Raw genomic sequence first — 18982 nt, forward strand, 5'->3', positions numbered from 1 at the left:
CCCCGGTTTCAGGCGCTCTCCATCAATCAGCCGTGAGGCGGATTTCCCTGTCTCCTCAATGTCTCCATGTTAGGCCTCAACGCAACACGAGGAGCACAGCCCATGTCCGCCGCGCCAGCACAGACCGCATCCCCCTGGATTCGCCGCCTGCCGCTCATCGCTATCGCCGCCGTCGCCGTCATCGGGGCCTTTACCCTCGGGGATCTCCTGTCTTTTGAGGCGCTCGCCGAGAATCGGGAAAAGCTCCTGGCCTTTCGGGATGCCAACTATCTGGTGGCCGCTCTGGGCTTTATTGCCATCTACGCGCTGATCGTCGCGTTCTCATTGCCCGGCGCGACCATCGCCACACTCACCGGCGGGTTCCTGTTTTCGACCTTTCCCGGCGTGATATTCAACATGACGGGTGCGACCCTCGGGGCTATCGCGATCTTTCTCGCGGCCAAATGGGGCTTCGGCGCTCAGCTCTCGGCTAAAATGGACAGTTCCGACGGTAAGATTCGCAAGATCAAGGAAGGCATCGACGAGAATCGCTGGTCTATGCTGTTCCTGATCCGGCTTGTGCCCGCAGTGCCGTTCTTCGTCGCAAACCTCGTGCCCGCTTTCGTGGGCGTGCCGCTCTGGATCTTCGCCGTGACGACGTTCGTGGGGATCATCCCCGGTGCGCTGGTCTACACATCCGTCGGCGCCGGTCTGGGCGAGGTCTTTGCCCGGGGCGAGACGCCGAATCTGTCGATCATCTTCGAGCCGCATATCCTGCTGCCGATCCTCGGGCTCTGTGCGCTGGCCGCACTTCCCCTCGTGTTGAAAGCCCTCCGTGGCAAAAAGGACGTCTGACCCATGCAAGATCTGACCTGTGACCTCTGCATCATCGGCGCTGGCTCCGGGGGGCTCTCCATGGCCGCCGGAGCGTCCCAGATGGGGGCGGATGTGATCCTCATCGAAGGGCATAAGATGGGCGGCGATTGCCTCAATTATGGATGCGTCCCGTCAAAGGCACTGCTGGCCGCCGGTCGGCAAGCGCATCGGGTCGCCCATCCGGGTCGTCTCGGCGTGGCTCCTGCGGCGCCGGAGGTGGATTATGCGGAGGCCAAAGATCACGTGGCTCGCGTCATCGACACCATCGCGCCGGTGGACAGTCAGGAGCGATTCGAAGGCTTTGGCGTCCGCGTCATCCGCGAATGGGGCAGGTTTTCCGATCCCGACACGGTCGTTGCGGGAGACTACAGGATCAAGGCCCGGCGCTTTGTCATCGCCACCGGGTCGTCCCCTTTCGTGCCGCCGATTCCCGGGCTGGACGGGGTGAGCTATCACACCAATGAAACGATCTTTGAACTGCGGGAAAAGCCCTCGCATCTCATGATCATCGGCGGAGGCCCAATCGGGCTGGAGATGGCACAGGCCCACCGGCGGCTTGGCTGCGAGGTGACGGTGATCGAGGGCGCCCGCGCCATGGCCAAGGACGACCCCGAGGCCGCAGCCATCGTGGTGCAGAGCCTGCGGGACGAGGGGGTGACCATTGTCGAGGGGGCACAGGCCACCGCGATCAGCGAGGGTCCGGACGGGATTACCGTGGAGACACCCGAGGGCAGTCATACCGGCTCGCATCTGCTAGTCGCCGTCGGGCGCAAGGTGAATATCGACCGGCTCGATCTCGACGCGGGCAATGTGGCCCATGACCGCGCGGTCAAGGTGGACGGCCGCTTGCGCTCGACCACCAACCGCAAAGTCTATGCGGCGGGCGATGCTGCGGGGGGCATGCAGTTCACCCATCTGGCGGGTTATCATGCGGGCGTTCTGATCCCGCAGATCCTGCTGAGCCTGCCGTCGAAGGCCAAGACCGCACATATCCCCTGGTGCACCTATACCTCGCCGGAACTGGCGCAGGTGGGGCTGACCGCCGATGAGGCGATCCGGGAGCACGGCCGGGACAAGGTCGAGGTGGTCCGGTTTGACTACCACGAGAATGACCGCGCGATTGCCAGTGGCGAGACGAAAGGCTTTGTCAAGGTTGCCGTGGTCAAGGGCAAACCCGTCGGCGCCACCATCGTCGGTGCGCAGGCCGGTGAGCTTATCTCTATGTGGGCCATGGCGCTGGCCAACGGTCTGAAGATGCGGGCGATTTCCAACACGGTGCTGCCTTATCCGACCCTGTCCGAAGTCAACAAGCGGGCCGCAGGCGCCTACTTCTCGCCACGGCTGTTTGAAAGCGATAAGGTTAAGAAGATCGTGCGGCTGGTGCAGAAATACCTGCCGTGAGGCGTGGGGGCGTGTGAGGGGCCGGCTGTGAATTCACTATCAGGTCGCTTTCTGGTCCTGACGATCATTTTCGTCATGCTGGCGGAGGTGCTGATCTTTGTCCCCTCCATTGCGCGGTTTCGGGAGACCTACCTGAATGCGCGGCTGGAGCGGGCGCAGATCGCCTCTCTGGCGCTTCTGGCCGAAGACATGCTCGACCCCGATCTCGAACGGGAACTGCTGGAGAACGCTGAGGTCTTCAACGTGGTGCTACGCCGCGATGAATTGCGTCAGCTGGTGCTGTCCTCGCCGATCCCGTCGCCCATCTGGCAGACCTATGACATGCGCGATCCGTCGGTCTTTGCCCTGATCGGCGATGCCATCGTCACGCTTCTGGAGGGGAAGGACCGTGTGATCCGGGTGGTGGGTCAGCCGGTCCGCATGGGCGGTGAGCAGATCGAGATCACCATCGCCGCGGGTCCGCTGCGCGCCGCGATGATCGACTACGGGGTCCGCATCCTGATCCTGTCGGCGGTGATCTCGGTCCTGACCGCGCTCCTGTTGTTCCTTGCGGTGCGCAGGCTCATGGTGCGGCCCATCCGCCGGGTGGTTTCGGCCATGCAGAGTTATGCCGAAGCCCCCGAGGATGCGCGCAACATCATCGACCCGTCGTCTCAGATTCGAGAGCTTCGGGATGCAGAGAATGCGCTCAGGGATCTGGAAACCCAACTCAGTCAGGCGCTCCGGCAGAAGCAGCGGCTGGCGCTTTTGGGCGGCGCGGTGGCCAAGATCAACCACGATCTGCGCAACGTCCTGACGACGGCGCAGCTCTTTGGCGACCGGATGGAGGAGTCACGCGACCCGCAAGTCGCCCGTCTGGCGCCGAAGCTCCTGAACTCCCTCCGGCGGGCGGAATCGATTTGTGAGGCGACCTTGGCCTTCGGGAAGGCCGATGAGCCGCCCCCGCAGCTCAGACGCTTCCCCCTTGCCGCGCTGGTCGAGGATGTGCTGGAGGCCGAGACGCTGGCCGCTGAGGGCAGTGGCGTCACGTTGGTCAGCCAGGTGAGACCCGACATCGAGATCCGGGCTGATCGGGAGCAGCTCCACCGCGCCCTTGATAACCTTGTGCGCAACGCCCGTCAGGCGATGACGGCGCGTCGCGTCGAAGGGACAATTACCGTGTCCGCCAGCGAGAGTGATGCGGGCTGGAGCATCCGGGTGGCCGATACCGGGCCGGGTATTCCGGCGCGGATGCAGGAAACGCTGTTTCAGCCGTTCCAATCGGCCTCGAAGAAAGGCACCGGGCTGGGGCTGACCATCGCCCAGGAACTGGTCCGTGGCCATGGCGGAACCCTGAAACTGGTTGAGAGCGGTCCTGCCGGGACATCATTTGAGATCGTCTTTCCCCGCTCTGTGCAGCCGCTGAATTGAGAAACCTATGACCGAGGCCCCTATGATTGATGACACTCTGAGTGAAGCGTTGGTCGGGGCTGTCCGGGACGTCGCCCGCGCCGAGATCCTGCCGCGCTTTCGGCGGCTCTCCGGGGAGGAGATCGACACAAAGTCCGGACCCGACGATCTGGTCACTGTCGCCGACCGCGCTGCCGAGGAGGCCCTCGGCGAGAGGGTCGCGCGGCTGCTGCCCGAAGCGCTGTTTCTGGGCGAAGAGGCAATTTCCACCGACCCGTCTTTGTTGGATGGCCTCGATGAAGCCGACCTGGCGGTCATCGTCGATCCGGTGGACGGGACGTGGAACTTCGCCCGGGGGTTGGCGCTGTTTGCGGTGATGCTGGCCGTCGTGGCGCGGGGCGAGACGGTGTTTGGGCTGATCTATGACCCTGTGCTCGACGACTGGATGTTGGCGCGACCGGGGCAGGGAGCCTGGGCTTGTCGCCCCGATGCCGCGCCCCGACGTTTGCGCAGCGCGCCGGAGAAACCCGAGGCTGAGGAGACCGGCTATCTGCCCACGGGGCTTTTCACGATGCCGGCCCGCGAGCGGCTCCTGCCTCTCTACCTGACCCATCGCCGGGTCCAGAACCTGCGATGCTCCGCCCATGAATACCGGCTGATGATCGACGGCCATGCGGATTGGATGGTCACCCACAGTTCGAACCCGTGGGATCATCTGGCCGGGCGGCTCTGTCTGACCGAGGCGGGGGGCGCTATCGCTCAGGTGGGTGCTGTGCCGTGGCGCGTCGGAGATACCAGCCGGGTTTTGCTGGCCGCCCGCTCAGAGGCGCGGCTGGGACTTCTGGAGGAGCAGTTGAGCGAGGTGTTTGACCAATGACCGACCGCCCCGCCCCGGGGATCCGCACCGATTATCGTGTGTTCCGAACCCTTGGCACGCGCTGGAACGACAATGACATCTACGGCCATATCAACAACGTGGTGTTTTACGAGATGTTCGACACGGCGGTGAACGGGCTGCTGCTGGAGGCGGGATTGCTCGATCCCCATGCGGGCGCGGATGTGTTCCTCGTGGTCGATTCGGGGTGTCGCTACCACGCACCGATCAGCCATCCCGCGGTGATCACGGCAGGGCTAAGAGTTGGGCATCTGGGCCGGTCGGCGGTGCGATATGAGATTGCGCTTTTCGACGGAGATGCGGATCTGGCGGCGGCCGAGGGTCACTTCGTCCATGTGAATGTGGATCGCGAGACCCATCGCCCCCGGCCCATGGCAGATCCGCTCCGGCAGTTGTTCCAGAGCATGACAGCGCCTCAGCGGTAGAACCGCATCTCCGCCAGTGCCAGATCAGCCTCGAACGCCCGCCCGACACCCACCAGCCCGACCCGGCTCAGGGCTTCGGGGCGGAAGGCCACATCGGTCCGATGGGGTGTGAGATCGGCAAAGGCGATCCGCAGCTCCTGCCAGTCGTCGGTCGCGGTGAACTCAGTGCGAAAGGACTGCCACGGGCGGCTCAGATCGCGGGTGCGCAGGCGGATGTCATAGCACTCGCCTGTGCCACGTACGGTGAGGGCGATTCCGTTCCAGCCGGTACCCGGGGGCAGATCGCGCGCCATTTGCAGAAACCCGCCATCGTTCTCCAGTGATACGGTGCCGGTCAGGTGCAGAGCGGCTCGCCCGGCGATGGTATCGAGCTTGAGCCGTCCGTTGCTGATCCCGCCCATGACCCGATCCGACACCAGCTCCCAATGGCGCGCGGTGGCGTCGGTGCCATCGAAGAGGAGTTCGGTCATGTCAGGAGGTCCTGCATTCGGGCGCGGGTCCGGTCGAGGAGCGCGGCAGCGGCTTCGGGTGTATCGGCGACGGTGTAGATGCGCAGCTCCGGCGCGTTGCCCGAGGGGCGCAGTTGCAGCACGGCGCCGTCCGAAAGCGTCCAGCGTGGCCCGTCGGTGTGGTCGCAGGAGGCGACTGTTTCGCCCGGTGCCAGCAGTGGCGTCGGGTCACGGTCGAGCTGTTTGAGGAGTGGGTCGGCACCCTCCCGGTCGATGTCCGTCAGCCGGTCGGCGGCGGTGAAGACCGGCGGTTCCCGGCGGACGCGCGCGGCGACATCGCCTTCGGAGGCGGTGAGCACGGCAAGGATTGGCAGCACCGCGTCGCGAGTCGGCAATGCGGGCAGGGGACCGGCCGGACCTTGGGCGTCGAAGCCCAGAAGGGTGCCGCCATTTGCCTCGTAACCCAGCGCGGGACCTTGAGCGGTTTCCATCCCTGCGATGACGAAGGGCGAGCCGATGCGGGTCAGCAAAAGCTCGGCGAAGCCCTTTTGCGCCACGCCGGGATTGGACGAGATCGGCGTGACCACGCTGTGAGCGCCGAGCAGTTCCGCCGTGATCTGGCCCAGGAGGTCGCCCGGAATGACCGTGCCTGCGACGTCGGTTATCAGGGGGCGATCGCTGTCGCCATCTGTCGAAACGATAGCATTGAATCGGCCCCCAGCGGCCCAATCCCGGAGCTGGCACCGCAACTCCCCAGAGATTGCCTCGGTGTCGATCGGGATGAAGTGATCGGCCCGGCCCAGTTCGACCACCTCGGCGCCTGCATCCAGCAGAATCTCCGCCAGCAGATCGCGCCCGACGGCGGAATGGGCATAAAGACCGATGCGTTGGCCGTTCAGCGCTTCACCAAATGCTGTGGCGTAGCGGGCGCGGTAGCGGGCGGCGACGCGCGTGTCGCGCGTCGTCGTACCACCTCCGGAACCCGGGGCCGTGTCGAGCGCGGCGGTGATGGCCGCTTCATCATCCTTGGTGATCTCGCCAGCGCGGGAGTAGAATTTCAGCCCGTTGCGGTCGGCGGGGATGTGGGAGCCGGTGACCATGATCGCGCTCGCCTTTGCCTCGCGCGCAACCAACGCCAGCGCCGGAGTGGGCACCGTCCCGCAGAGCACAGCTCGGGCGCCCATCCCTGTCACCGTCCTGGACACAGTCTCCATCAGAGCGGCAGTGGAGGGGCGCAGGTCGCCGCCGATATAGACCGCTCCGCCAGTGTCACAGGCCGTCAGAAACGCGCGCACATGCGCGGCGACGAGCGGCTCTGTCAGCTCGGTGACAAGGCCCCGGAGGCCGGATGTGCCGAATTTCGGGGCCATGGATCAAACTCCCTCAGAGTATCAGGCGTCGAGGAACACCCGCATGGTGGCCTCGAAATCGCGGGGCTTTTCGGCATGCAGCCAGTGACCCGCATCAGGCAGGCTGGTGAAGCGTGCTTTGGCAAAATGTGCGCGGATCGCGGGGCGCATCTCGCGGGTCACATAATCGCTGGCGCCGCCGGTCAGGAACAGGGCGGGGCGCTCGAATTGGCCGGTGACCTCGGGCCAGCCGATGACCAGATCGTGATGACGCTCCAGCGCGTCGAGGTTCAGCTTCCAGCGCTGGTTCTCGGGGTCGAGGCTCTGGAGGAGAAAAGAGCGCAGCGACGGATCGTCCACATGATCGGCCAGTTGCGCCTCGGCATCGCGGCGCTTGCGCACGTGGCTGAGATCCACGCGGCGCATGGCGTCGATCAGGTGGGTCTGGCTGTGGCTGTAGCTGACGGGCGCGATATCAGCGACAATGATCCGGCGCGGCAGATCGGGTTGGGCTAGGGCCAGCATCATTGCCGCTTTGCCGCCCATCGAATGGCCCAGCACGTCCCAGCCGGGATCCATCACCGCCGCCAGATCGTCGGCCATCGAAGGGTAGTCGTGGTTATCGAGATGGGGCGAGTCACCGTGGTTGCGCATATCCACGACCCGCACCGGACCGCGATCCGAGAGCCGTTTGGCGATCACGTTCCAGTTCCGCGCCGAGCCAAACAGCCCATGCGCGATGAGAAGCGGCGGCGCGTCACCGCCGCTCTCGTAATCCACATAGGCGAGCTGAGACACTCAGAGCTCCGGGTAGATCGGGAAGCGCTGGCACAGGGCCTCGACCTCGGTGCGCACCTTGGTCTCGACAGCTTCATTGCCGTCGGGGCCGTTAGCGGCGAGACCGTCCACCACCTCGACGATCCAGTCGGCGATCTGGCGGAACTCGTCCTCGCCGAAGCCCCGCGTAGTTCCGGCGGGCGAACCCAGACGAATGCCGCTGGTGATGGTCGGCTTTTCGTCGTCAAACGGGATGCCGTTCTTGTTGCAGGTGATGTGAGCGCGACCGAGGGCTTTCTCGGTGTCGTTGCCCTTCACGCCTTTGGGGCGGAGATCCACGAGCATCAGGTGCGTGTCGGTGCCGTCGGTGACGATGTCCAGCCCGCCTTTCATCAGCTGATCGGCCAGCGCCTGCGCATTGGCGATGACCTGCTTTTGATAGGCCTTAAAGCCGGGCTGTAGCGCCTCGCCAAACGCCACGGCCTTGGCTGCGATCACATGCATCAGCGGGCCGCCCTGAATGCCGGGGAAGATCGCGGAATTCACCTTTTTCGCGATGGCTTCGTCGTCGGTGAGGATCATGCCGCCGCGCGGGCCGCGCAGAGTCTTATGCGTCGTCGTGGTCGCCACATGGGCGTGGGGGAAGGGCGAGGGGTAGTCGCCCGAGGCGACGAGACCGGCGAAATGGGCCATGTCCACCAGCAGAAACGCGCCGACCATATCGGCGATCTCACGCATCCGGGCAAAGTCGAGGATGCGCGGAATGGCGGAGCCGCCGGCGATGATCATCTTCGGCTGGTGCTCTTTGGCCAGCGCTTCGATCTGGTCGTAATCGGGCAGCAGCGTGTCGCGGGTGACGCCGTATTGAATGGCGTTGAACCACTTGCCCGACTGGTTTGGACGGGCGCCATGGGTCAGGTGGCCGCCCGCATCGAGGCTCATCCCAAGGATTGTGTCGCCGGGTTGCAGCAGCGCGGTGAACACGCCCTGATTGGCCTGAGAGCCGGAGTTCGGCTGAACATTCGCGAAACCGCAGCCAAAGAGCTCCTTGGCCCTGTCGATGGCGAGGTTTTCGGCCACGTCCACATACTGGCAGCCGCCATAATACCGGCGACCCGGATAGCCTTCGGCATATTTGTTGGTCAGGACCGAGCCCTGCGCCTCCATCACCGCCTTGGAGACGATGTTCTCGCTCGCGATCAGCTCGATTTCGTCGCGCTGACGGCCCAGCTCGGAGGTCACGGCCTGCATCAGGTCGGGATCGGTGTCGGCCAGGCTTCGGGTGAAGAAGCCGTTGTCACGATGGGGCGCATTCATGGGCTCTGGTCCTTTCGGCAGCAGAAATGGTTGACCGCTGTTACCGCATGGTTGCATCCGGTGAAAGAGCACAGAGCGACACGGTGGTTGCCATTCGCGTCCTGACGCGCGACGCTCCGCCGCAGGAGGACCCCCATGCGCGAAAAAATCGCCTTTTTGGCCAGTTCGAGTGACATCGCTCAGGAAGCCCTGACCGCGCTCAGCACCAAATACGGGCAGGTCCCGGTGGATGAGGCCGATGTGATCGTGGCGCTGGGGGGGGACGGGCACATGTTGCACACGCTGCACCGCACCCAGCACCTGCCTGCGCCAGTCTACGGGATGAATTGCGGCACCATCGGATTCCTGATGAACGAATATTCCGAGGCCGGGCTGGTCGAGCGACTGGAAGAGGCCGAGATCGAAGAAATCCACCCCCTGCGTATGGTTGCCCGTCGGGCCGACGGTTCCAGCGAGACCCACCTGGCGATCAACGAGGTCTCCCTTTTGCGACAAGGGCCCCAAGCGGCGAAGCTGAAGATCCATATTGACGGGCGCGTGCGGATGGAGGAGCTCGTCTGCGACGGCGCGCTCGTCGCCACGCCTGCGGGCTCAACGGCCTATAACTACTCGGCGCACGGGCCGATCCTGCCCATCGGCTCTGATGTGCTGGCGCTGACGGCCATGGCTGCCTTCCGCCCCCGGCGCTGGCGCGGGGCGCTGCTGCCGACCACCGCAGTCGTCCGTTTCGATGTGCGTGAGGCCAGCAAGCGTCCGGTCATGGCCGATGCGGACGGGTTTTCAGTGCGCGATGTGATCTCCGTCGAGGTTCAAAGCGCCCCCGAAATTACCCATTCGATTCTGTTCGATCCGGGGCATGGGCTGCAGGAACGCCTGCTGCGCGAGCAGTTTGTCTGACCCTAGCGCGCGGCATTCATCATCACGCGCAGGCTTTCGGCATCGAGGGGAACAGGGTTGGCCTTCATCGAGGACGAACTCGCGGCCATTTCGGCGGCCTCGTTTCGGTTGGCCTCGGTGATGCTGAGCCCGTCGAGGCCCGGCAGACCGGAGTTCCGCGACCAGTCCCGGAGCGCGTCGAAGGCATCGTCGTCCGGGACCGACAGAGCCCCTGCGATCATCTGACGGACCTCTCCGATTTTCGCCGCCGCAGCGCCTTCGGTTCGTGCCGCGTTGGTGATCAGACCGGCAGGCAGAAGGGTGCCGCAGATCGCTCCGTGGGCCGCGCCTGAGAGGCCGCCCAGAGGTCCGGCGAGCCCGTGCACGACCCCCAGCCCTGCATTGGCCAGCGCCAGCCCGCCGCACAGGCTGGTCCATGCGAGCGCATCGCGCGCGTCCGGGTCTTCGCCCTCCATCAGCCGGATCAGCGCGGCGAGCCCCTTGGGGATCGCGTCGCGGCAAAGCGCGTCGGTCAGCGGGTTTGCGCGGGAGGATATGTAGGGCTCGATCACCTGCGTCACCGCGTCAAGGCCGGATGCCAGAGTGATGGCGCGAGGGCAATGATCGGTCAGGGACGGGTCCACGATGGCGAGGCGCGGCAGCATCGTGCGGTCACGAAGGCTGACCTTGCGACGGGCCTCCGGGACCGAGATCACCGCGTTGCGGGTCACTTCGGCGCCGGTGCCTGACGTGGTCGGTAAGGCGGCGAAAGGCAGGGGGGTGGCCTCCAGCGGCAGGCCGAGGCCCACGACTTCGAGATGGTCCAGCATCGGGCGCGGAGCGGGAACGAGGGCGGCGATGGCCTTGCCCGCGTCGATCACCGCGCCGCCGCCCAGCGCGATCACGGCGCCTGCGCTGTGGTCGCGTGCGGTCGCCACCCCAGCCTCGATCGTGGACACATCCGGTTCACCCGGCACGGCAAAGCGCGCGACCTCGGCGCCCGCATCTATCAGCGCCTCCCGCAGCCAGTCAGAGCGGGAGGGAGTGCCGCCGGTCACCAGCAACACGCGCGGATGCAGCGCGGCCAGATCGCTGACCGCCTCCCGCGCCACACCCCGGCCAAAGCGGATCTCTGTCGCGGTGGCAAAGCTGAAAACCGTCTGCATCCCGTTTCCTCCTCAGATCCAGAAATGTTCCTCGACCCGGGCCGGGCGGGGACCGTCGGGTGTCACCACGGTCAGTTCGGTGCCTGCGTCCCAATGGGTCATCCGGACCATGCCGATGGCCACAGTCGTGTTGAAATCCGGCGACCGCGCCGCCGAAGATACCCGACCCACCATCCGCTCCCCGGCGACCAAAGGCCAGAATTCCTCCACCGGCGGCACTTTCTCACCACCGATGGAGATTGGGCGAATCTGTTTCACCGGGCCTTCCTTGGCGACCCGCAGGAGGGCGTCGCGCCCTATGCAGCCAATGGCCGATTCGGTGTTGCAGAATTTGCCCAGGCCACATTCATGGGGCGTGTTGTCGTCGGTCATATCGTTGCCGTAGGACAGCAGCCCGCCCTCGATCCGCTCGATGAGATTGGGGCAACCGGCGCGGACATCCATCCCGCGCCCCGCCTCCATCAGCGCGTCCCAGAGCGGCATCCCCAGATCACCGCCCTCGACATAGATCTCGAAACCACCCTGCTTTGAGTAGCCCGAACGCGCGACGACCATGGCCCGACCCTGAAACTCCAGCTCCTTGAAGCGGAAGAACCGGATCGAACGCACGGCATCCCCAAACACGGCGGCCATGAGGTCTTCGGCCAGCGGGCCCTGCACGGCCAGCGGCGAGACGTCCGGCTCATCGACGAGCACATCGAGGTGGAAGCTGTGGGCCAGACCCTTGACCCAGTAGAGCAGATCGCTGTCCGCGATGGAGATCCACCAGCGATCTTCGGCGAGCTTCACCGCCACCGGATCGTTCAGCATGCCCCCGGTCTCGTCCACGATCGGAACATAGGCGCACTGCCCGACCTGAATGCCCCGCAGATCGCGGGGTGTCAGCCACTGGGCCAGCCGCGCCGCGTGGGGGCCGCGCAGTTCGACCTGCCGCTCGCAGGCCACATCCCAGACCTGAACGGCATTTTTCAGGTGGTGGTAATCCTCCTGGACCGAGCGAAAGACCGTCGGCAGGAGCATGTGGTTATAAACCGTGTAGGCCTTGACCCCGGCGGCCTCGACCCCGGGCGAGAACGGCGTCCGGCGGAGCCGGCGCGAGGTGGAAAGCATGACCATCTGTACTACCCCATGTCCTTGATGCGCTGGCGCAATTCGAATTTCTGGATCTTGCCGGTGGAGGTTTTCGGGATCTCCGCGAAAATCACCGATTTCGGTGTCTTGAACCCCGCGAGCCGGTCCCGGCAGAACGCCATGATCCCGGCCTCGTCCGCCTCGTGTCCGGGGCGCAGTTCGACAAAAGCACAGGGCACCTCGCCCCATTTTGGATCGGGCCGCGCGACCACAGCAGCGGTCTGCACGGCGGGGTGGGCGTAGAGCACCGCCTCCACCTCCACCGAGGAGACGTTTTCACCGCCCGAGATGATCACGTCCTTCAACCGGTCGCGGATCTGCATGTAGCCGTCTGGGTAAAGCACCGCCCCGTCGCCGGACCAGAAATACCCGTTCTGCATGGCCTCGGCCGTGGCGTCGGGGTCCTTGTAATAGCCCTTCATCACCGTGTTTCCGCGAATGGCGATCTCGCCCTGGGTCTCCGCATCGGCAGGCACGCTCTGGCCGGTTTCGCGGTCGATCACGGCGACCTCTTCGACCATGGGAAACGGCACGCCCTGCCGCGCCCGCCTTGCGGCTTCTTCCGCCGGATCAAGCGACCGCCAGTCCTCCTGCGGAAGACACTGGGAAATGTGGCCATAGGTCTCGGTCAGCCCATAGACATGCATCACCTCCATGCCGAGGCTCGCCATACGCTGCAGAACGGCAGGCGGCGGCGGCGCTCCGGCGGTCATCACCTGTAGGGCGGGGTCGATGCGTCGGGATGGGGCCGCCTCGCTCTCGGCCAGCATTTGCAGCACCACCGGAGCGGCGCCGAAATGGGTGACACCCTCGGCCCGGATCGCCTCGAACAGCGCTTCCGGCGCCGTGGAGGCCGGAAAGACGACGGTCCCTCCGAGGATCGCCATCATCCACGGATGTCCCCAGCCATTGCAGTGGAACATGGGCACCACGGACAGGTAGACGGGCTTGCGTGGGACTTGCCAGGCGGCGACGGTCCCTAGCGCCATGAGGTAGGCGCCGCGATGGTGGTAGACAACGCCCTTGGGCCTCCCCGAGGTGCCGGACGTGTAGTTCAGGGCCAGAGCCTGCCACTCGTCCTCGGGCAACCCATCGACGTCGAGCGGGGGACCTGCCAGCAGATCGTCATAACCCGGATGATCCATGGGAGCTGCGTTGGCAGAGAGGGGGATTTCCACGATCTCAGGCGCCCGCTCAGACTGTTCCAGCGCAGCCTGCGCCAACCCCACCAAGTCCGAGCTGACCATCAGGAGCTGGCTGTCCGAGTGGTCGAGGATGTAAGCTATGGTCGCAGGCTCCAGCCGGGTGTTCAGTGCTGACAGCACCGCACCGGCCATCGGCACGGCGAAATGCAGCTCGAACAGCTCAGGCAGGTTGCCCGAGAGGACCGTCACCGTATCGCCGACACCGATCCCGCGCGCCCTCAGCCCCCCGGCCACGCGACACACCCGATCATGGACCTCGGCCCAGCTGCGCCGGGTCTCTCCCTGCACGGTGGCGATGTCGTCCCGGTGAACCCGCGCGGCGCGGCGCAGAAACGACACCGGCGACAAGGGCACATGGTTGGCCGGATTGCGTTCCAGCGCCTCGAAATTCTCCCGCATCCTCTCCTCCCCTGGACGCACGCTCGACCGCACTCTTTGTGGTGCATGACGGACATTTACTCGAATGCCCGACAAATATATGTCTGACAAATGAAAAAGCGGGTTCCGCTTTTGCGACGCATTACCCAACGCGCCCGGCGCCAGACTGCGAAAGGACACCCGACCCATGGAGAGCCTCGACCGATTTGATGTGACCCATCTGGCGCTGAGCGTGGATGAAGATGACATCGTCACCGTTACGCTGAACCGGGCCGACAAGCGCAATGCGCTGAACGCGGCCACGATCGAAGAGCTCATCGACGTGTTCTCCAACCTGCCCCGGATGGGCGCGCGGGCTGTGATCCTGCGCGGGGAGGGCACCCATTTCTGTGCCGGTCTCGATCTGGTGGAGCACCACCGCGAAGACCGTCGCCCCGATGAATTCATGCACCTGTGCCTGCGGTGGCATGAGGCTTTCAACAAAATGGAATATGGCGGCGTCCCAATCATCGCCGCGCTCAAAGGTGCTGTTGTGGGCGGGGGGCTGGAGCTTGCCTCCAGCGCCCATATCCGTGTGGCCGACCAGACGACTTACTTCGCGCTGCCAGAGGGCCAGCGGGGCCTGTTCACAGGCGGCGGGGCGACTATCCGGGTGGCCGATCTGGTCGGCAAGGCGCGGATGATCGACATGATGCTCACGGGCCGCGTCTACAAAGGCGAAGAGGCCGTGAATGTCGGCCTAGCGCAGTATCTGGTCGAAAATTCCGAGGCCAAGGCGCTGGAACTCGCCCGCGAAGCCGCCAAGCACCCGCCCCTGACCAACTTCGCCATCTGCTCGGCCATCAGTCACATGCAAAACATGTCCGCCCTCGACGCCGCCTATGCCGAAGCGGTTGTGGCCGGCGTGGTCAACACCCAACCGGCTGCGCGGGGACGGCTTGAGGCGTTCGCGAACAAGACTGCGGCGCGGGTCCGGCCGGAGTAAATCGCTGGCACGGAACCGGCCTTATCTCGGGATTATCCGCAGAAAATGCGGATGACCTTGGAGTTGGGGTTGGTGACGGCCGCGATATCAGGTCCACTGTGAACGAAGTTGAGGCGGCTCGGGTTATCTGTCGCGACCGGTTCGTCGCTGCCGTAGTGTCGGCTGTCACCCGGAACAGCCAGGTCGAATGTCGCCGTTGAAAGCCCGCCGACGAGGTGTTGGTACTGCGCGGCCCCGCATGTGTCAGTCGTTCGCTGACCACATCCCGCCATCGTAAGGATTAAGAGGCAGGCGGCAGTTGCTGTGCGAAGGCCCATCATCGACCGTCCAGGTGCTATTTGGCGCATGTTGATATTGAAATACAGGCAGAGGGCAGGGTAGGGCGGGCAAGGGCGTCAGAGCGGCTCGCTCTGGTCCCGCTGCCCGCCCCCGGAGGTCAGCGCGTGAATTTCTTGTGCTTCACGCGGGTGGGCTTGATGGCGTCTTCGCCGAGCCGGCGGACCTTGTCTTCCTCATAAGCCTCGAAGTTGCCCTCAAACCACTCCACATGTGCGTCGCCCTCGAAGGCGAGGATGTGTGTGCAGAGGCGGTCGAGGAAGAAGCGGTCGTGGGAGATCACCACGGCGCAGCCGGCAAAACTCTCCAGAGCGTCTTCGAGCGCGCGCAGGGTCTCCACGTCGAGGTCGTTGGTCGGTTCGTCGAGGAGCAGCACATTGCCGCCGGATTTCAGCAGCTTGGCCATGTGGACGCGGTTGCGCTCACCGCCCGACAGCAGCCCGACCTTTTTCTGCTGGTCGCCGCCCTTGAAGTTGAAGGCACCGCAATAGGCGCGGCTGTTCATCTGCGCGTCGCCGAGGTCGATCACCTCTCCGCCGCCGGAGATTTCCTCCCAGACGGTGGCATTGGCATCGAGCGCGTCTCGGGACTGGTCCACGTAGGAGAGCTGCACCGTGTCGCCCCACGAGACCGAGCCTTCGTTGGGTTCGTCCTGCCCGGTCAGGCAGCGGAAGAGCGAAGTCTTACCCGCGCCGTTCGGACCGATCACGCCGACAATTCCGCCCGGTGGCAAGGCAAAGCTGAGACCGTCGATCAGCAGCTTGTCGCCCTTGGCCAGCTTCAGATCCTCGACTTCGAGCACCTTGCCGCCCAGACGTTCGCCATTGGGGATGACGATCTGGGCCTTACCGACGCGCTCACGCTCGGACTGGCTGGCCATTTCCTCATAGGCCTGAATCCGCGCCTTGGATTTCGCCTGTCGGGCCTTCGCGCCCTGCCGCATCCATTCAAGCTCGCGCGACAGCGTGCGCTGTTTCGCCTTGTCCTCGCGGGCCTCCTGTTCGAGCCGCTTGGCCTTCTGCTCCAGCCAGCTGGAATAATTGCCCTCGTAGGGGATGCCGCGGCCGCGATCGAGTTCGAGGATCCAGCCGGTGATATCGTCGAGGAAGTAACGGTCGTGGGTGACGATCAGGATCGTGCCCTTGTAGTCGATCAGGTGCTGTTGCAGCCAGGCGATGGTCTCGGCGTCAAGATGGTTCGTCGGTTCGTCCAGCAGCAGCATGTCAGGCTGTTCCAGCAGAAGCTGGCAGAGCGCCACCCGGCGCTTTTCCCCGCCCGAAAGCGAGTCGACCGAGGCATCGTCCGGCGGGCAGCGCAGGGCTTCCATAGCGACGTCGATCTGGCTGTCGAGATCCCAGAGGTTCTCGCTGTCGATCTCGTCCTGAAGCCGCGCCATCTCGTCGGCGGTCTCGTCTGAGTAGTTCATCGCCAGCTCGTTAAACCGGTCGAGCTTTGCCTGCTTGGCCGCCACGCCCAGCATCACATTGCCGCGCACATCGAGGGAGGGGTCGAGCTCGGGCTCCTGCGGCAGGTAGCCGACCTTGGCGCCCTCGGCAGACCACGCTTCGCCGGTAAAGTCCTTGTCCATCCCGGCCATGATCTTGAGCAGCGTCGATTTACCGGCGCCGTTTACGCCGACCACGCCGATCTTGACCCCGGGGAGGAAGTTCAGACGGATGTTTTCGAACAGTTTCTTGCCACCCGGGATCGTCTTGGAGACGCCATCCATGTGGTAGACGAACTGATAGCTGGCCATGCCTTTGATCCTTTGTCGCAACTGCGGTTCGCCCCCATGTAGGGGATTTGGCAGGCTACCGGAAGACGTGAGCGACCGTCAGCGATGCCGGGCAAAGAAATCGGTCAGGGCGGCGAGGGTTTCGGCGGGGGATTCCTCCGGTAGAAAGTGGCCGCAGGGCAGCGCGTGACCCTCTACAATGTCCGCATGAGCGCGCCATATCCCGGGCACATCGTAAAGCTTACCCACCAGACCCTTCGCCCCCCAGAGCGCGAGGACAGGCATGGGGAGTTTGCGGTCCAGATCGGCCTCGTCATGCTCCAGATCGATGGTCGCGGCGGCGCGGTAATCCTCGCAGGAGGCGTGGATGGCGGCGGGGTCAGAGAAGCAGCGCAGATATTCGGCGCGGACCTCGTCAGGGAAGGCCGGGTCATTGCCCTGCGACCATGCCCGCAGCTTCGAGGCAAGGTAGAGCGCTGGCTCCGCGGCGATCAGGCGTTCTGGCATTGGCGCGGGCTGGATCAGGAAGAACCAGTGATAATACGCGCGGGCGAAAGCCTCACCGGTGGTCCGGTACATATGCAGCGTCGGCGCGATGTCGAGCACCGCCAGCGCCGTGACCGCCTCCGGGTAATCCCGCGCCAGCCGGTGCGCCACCCGTCCGCCCCGGTCATGGCCCGCCACGGCGAACCGCTCATGCCCCAGCACCCGCATCAGAGCAATCTGGTCGGCGGCCATGGCGCGTTTCGAATAGGGGGCGTGGTCGGGGGTCGTCTCGGGCTTGTCGCTGTCGCCATAGCCACGCAGGTCCGGCAGGATCACCCGATAACCGGCGTTGACCAGCCCCGGTGCAACCTTGTGCCAGCAAAGGTGAGTCTGAGGATAGCCATGCAGGAGAAGCAGCGGCGGCCCGTCGCCTGCCTGCCTCACCCGCACGGTGATCCCGGTGTCGAGCGCGATGCGGTTATCAGTGAATGCGTCGAGCATGGCGGAGACTCCGGGAGGTCAGGATCTTGGACGCTGCAGCGCTGACACGGCGCCCCTGATCGCGACGGCCAGCACCATGCCGCCGAACAGGCACAGTGTCCATGCCCCGGCGTCGCGGGTCTCCAGCCAGATTGCAAAGACGGCGCCGGCGATGAGCCCGAGCGCGATGGGCACGGACAGAGACTTCATCACTATCCTTTCTTCAGTAATCCGATGAGATCGCCGAGATTGCCGAGCGCAGCAGTGACTGGTTCGGCCAGCCCCTCGATTGCGATCCGCAACCGCTCCTTGAGTTCTGGCTCGTTCCAGTCGTCGATCCAGAGTGCGGGCGCCTGAACAACCTTGGCATGCCAGATCCAGAAATAGATCTCGGCATGCCCAACGGTTTCGACCGGAGAGAGATCCATCCGGAAGAGGGGCCGGTCAGTCTGGCCTTTGTCCGCCGACGGGTTCCACGCAAAGAGAAACGGACCCCTGCCGATTTCCCGGTTCATTTGCGGCACTGCTGCGGCTGCGTCCCAGCGCGCGTTGAGCCCGGCATCCACATCATAAGCGTCAACGGCCTTTTCGCATTCAGACCGGTTGATGGCCGCCGCGGTGTTCAGATCGGTTGCAACCATTGTCGTATTGACGGGCCAGACGGTCACAAGCTGTTTTAGCGGCACCGGCGCAAAACCGGACTGAGCGTTCATCAGAATATTGGCAAAGGCGATGCAGATGTTCACGTAACGCTCCCTCTGCCTGCCCCGGATGTCGCCCCAGCCCGAGAGGATCGCATAGGCTCCGTAATCCTCCGGCGCGAAATCGGATGGGCCGGCAAAGATGCGCGTTGCTTCGGGGGCGTCAAATGCCGGATCGGTCACGATGACAGGCGCGATGTCGGGGACAGAGGCCGGTCCCCGCCCTGCTCCAACTGAGCCCGACGGGAAGCTCCAGCCGCCGCCGCTGGCATCCGGCCCCGCGTCTGAGGTCCAGTCGCCCCACGCTTCTTCACCGGGGGCCGGTAACATAACCGGATCAGATATTTCAGACCAGGGGTCGAGGACGCTGTCTTCTTCCCATCCGCCGGGCCAGGACATGTCCGCATCCGGGCAGATCAGGTCACCAATCTTGGAAATCACGCATCCGGTGTGATCGCGTTGAAATGGGACGGTGACGTTGGGGAAGATGTCGACCGCCTCCTGAGGGCCTTCGGCGAGGGCTGGCTTCAGGGACAACAAAGCAAACAAAATGGCGAATGACCTGCGCATGTGAGCCTCAAAAGAGCATGAAATACGATGATTATAGCACACTCACCTCAAAAAGTCGGCATTTCTGACCGGACCG

At 64.6% G+C, this 18982-nt stretch carries 18 protein-coding genes; 7 read left to right on the forward strand and 11 right to left on the reverse strand.

The genetic code is table 11. The annotated features are described in order from the left end of the window. Positions 1–102: 102 nt before the first annotated feature. From FEV53_RS05605 to FEV53_RS05625, 5 genes are all read left to right on the forward strand, one after another. Positions 103–834 carry a TVP38/TMEM64 family protein gene (locus FEV53_RS05605; RefSeq protein WP_142833835.1) on the forward strand — a complete coding sequence of 244 codons (732 nt, stop codon included), beginning with the start codon at positions 103–105 and terminating at the stop codon, positions 832–834. A 3-nt stretch (positions 835–837) separates the two neighbouring features. Beyond that, entirely contained in the window at positions 838–2256 is a 1419-nt protein-coding gene (locus FEV53_RS05610; protein ID WP_142833836.1) for a dihydrolipoyl dehydrogenase family protein, read from the forward strand. A 75-nt stretch (positions 2257–2331) separates the two neighbouring features. Further along, on the forward strand, positions 2332–3666 hold the full coding sequence (locus FEV53_RS05615; protein ID WP_142833946.1) for a sensor histidine kinase: 1335 nt from the start codon (positions 2332–2334) through the stop codon (positions 3664–3666). A 7-nt stretch (positions 3667–3673) separates the two neighbouring features. After that, positions 3674–4522: an inositol monophosphatase family protein gene (locus FEV53_RS05620; protein ID WP_142833837.1), complete on the forward strand. Its 849-nt coding sequence runs from the start codon at positions 3674–3676 to the stop codon at positions 4520–4522. After that, positions 4519–4965: an acyl-CoA thioesterase gene (locus tag FEV53_RS05625; RefSeq protein WP_142833838.1), complete on the forward strand. Its 447-nt coding sequence runs from the start codon at positions 4519–4521 to the stop codon at positions 4963–4965. The genes FEV53_RS05620 and FEV53_RS05625 overlap by 4 nt, the downstream gene beginning before the upstream one ends. Here FEV53_RS05625 and FEV53_RS05630 read toward each other — a convergent pair. The 4 genes from FEV53_RS05630 to glyA are packed head-to-tail and all read right to left on the reverse strand — an operon-like array spanning position 4956 to position 8857. Continuing rightward, positions 4956–5435, reverse strand: coding sequence for a CIA30 family protein (locus FEV53_RS05630; protein ID WP_142833839.1), 480 nt, complete (start codon positions 5433–5435; stop codon positions 4956–4958). The genes FEV53_RS05625 and FEV53_RS05630 overlap by 10 nt on opposite strands. Beyond that, positions 5432–6784: a phosphohexomutase domain-containing protein gene (locus tag FEV53_RS05635; protein WP_142833840.1), complete on the reverse strand. Its 1353-nt coding sequence runs from the start codon at positions 6782–6784 to the stop codon at positions 5432–5434. Before FEV53_RS05635 ends, FEV53_RS05630 begins: the two co-directional genes overlap by 4 nt. 21 nt (positions 6785–6805) lie before the next feature. Continuing rightward, positions 6806–7561, reverse strand: a complete 756-nt coding sequence (locus tag FEV53_RS05640) for an alpha/beta fold hydrolase (protein WP_142833841.1) — start codon at positions 7559–7561, stop codon at positions 6806–6808. Next, positions 7562–8857: a serine hydroxymethyltransferase gene (glyA, locus tag FEV53_RS05645; protein WP_142833842.1), complete on the reverse strand. Its 1296-nt coding sequence runs from the start codon at positions 8855–8857 to the stop codon at positions 7562–7564. It abuts the gene before it with no gap. Positions 8858–8992: 135 nt separating this feature from the next. On the opposite strand from glyA, the gene FEV53_RS05650 reads away from it, so the two are divergent. Next, positions 8993–9754 carry an NAD kinase gene (locus FEV53_RS05650; RefSeq protein WP_142833843.1) on the forward strand — a complete coding sequence of 254 codons (762 nt, stop codon included), beginning with the start codon at positions 8993–8995 and terminating at the stop codon, positions 9752–9754. 2 nt (positions 9755–9756) lie between these two features. Here FEV53_RS05650 and FEV53_RS05655 read toward each other — a convergent pair whose 3' ends face one another. From FEV53_RS05655 to FEV53_RS05665, 3 genes are read right to left on the reverse strand one after another with little or no spacing between them, the layout of a single operon-like run. Beyond that, positions 9757–10899, reverse strand: a complete 1143-nt coding sequence (locus FEV53_RS05655; protein WP_142833844.1) for an iron-containing alcohol dehydrogenase — start codon at positions 10897–10899, stop codon at positions 9757–9759. A 12-nt stretch (positions 10900–10911) separates the two neighbouring features. Next, positions 10912–12015, reverse strand: a complete 1104-nt coding sequence (locus FEV53_RS05660; protein WP_142833845.1) for a dimethylsulfoniopropionate demethylase — start codon at positions 12013–12015, stop codon at positions 10912–10914. 5 nt (positions 12016–12020) lie between these two features. Next, the gene (locus tag FEV53_RS05665; protein ID WP_142833846.1) at positions 12021–13634 is read right to left on the reverse strand and encodes an AMP-binding protein; all 1614 of its coding nucleotides are present in this window, start codon (positions 13632–13634) and stop codon (positions 12021–12023) included. Between the two features lie 166 nt (positions 13635–13800). On the opposite strand from FEV53_RS05665, the gene FEV53_RS05670 reads away from it, so the two are divergent. Continuing rightward, positions 13801–14598 (forward strand): crotonase/enoyl-CoA hydratase family protein, encoded by a 798-nt coding sequence (locus tag FEV53_RS05670; RefSeq protein WP_142833847.1) that lies wholly within the window; start codon positions 13801–13803, stop codon positions 14596–14598. A 436-nt stretch (positions 14599–15034) separates the two neighbouring features. Here the strand turns inward: FEV53_RS05670 and ettA are convergent, their stop codons facing one another. From ettA to FEV53_RS05685, 4 genes are all read right to left on the reverse strand, one after another. Further along, positions 15035–16690, reverse strand: coding sequence for an energy-dependent translational throttle protein EttA (ettA, locus tag FEV53_RS05675; protein WP_142833848.1), 1656 nt, complete (start codon positions 16688–16690; stop codon positions 15035–15037). A gap of 78 nt (positions 16691–16768) precedes the next feature. After that, positions 16769–17656 (reverse strand): alpha/beta fold hydrolase, encoded by an 888-nt coding sequence (locus FEV53_RS05680; protein WP_142833849.1) that lies wholly within the window; start codon positions 17654–17656, stop codon positions 16769–16771. 18 nt (positions 17657–17674) lie between these two features. Then, entirely contained in the window at positions 17675–17845 is a 171-nt protein-coding gene (locus FEV53_RS20800; protein WP_185962116.1) for a hypothetical protein, read from the reverse strand. Positions 17846–17847: 2 nt separating this feature from the next. Beyond that, entirely contained in the window at positions 17848–18906 is a 1059-nt protein-coding gene (locus tag FEV53_RS05685) for a hypothetical protein (RefSeq protein ID WP_142833850.1), read from the reverse strand. Positions 18907–18982 lie beyond the last annotated feature (76 nt).

This window comes from Palleronia caenipelagi (assembly GCF_007004065.1).
GTDB classification, from domain to species: domain Bacteria; phylum Pseudomonadota; class Alphaproteobacteria; order Rhodobacterales; family Rhodobacteraceae; genus Palleronia; species Palleronia caenipelagi.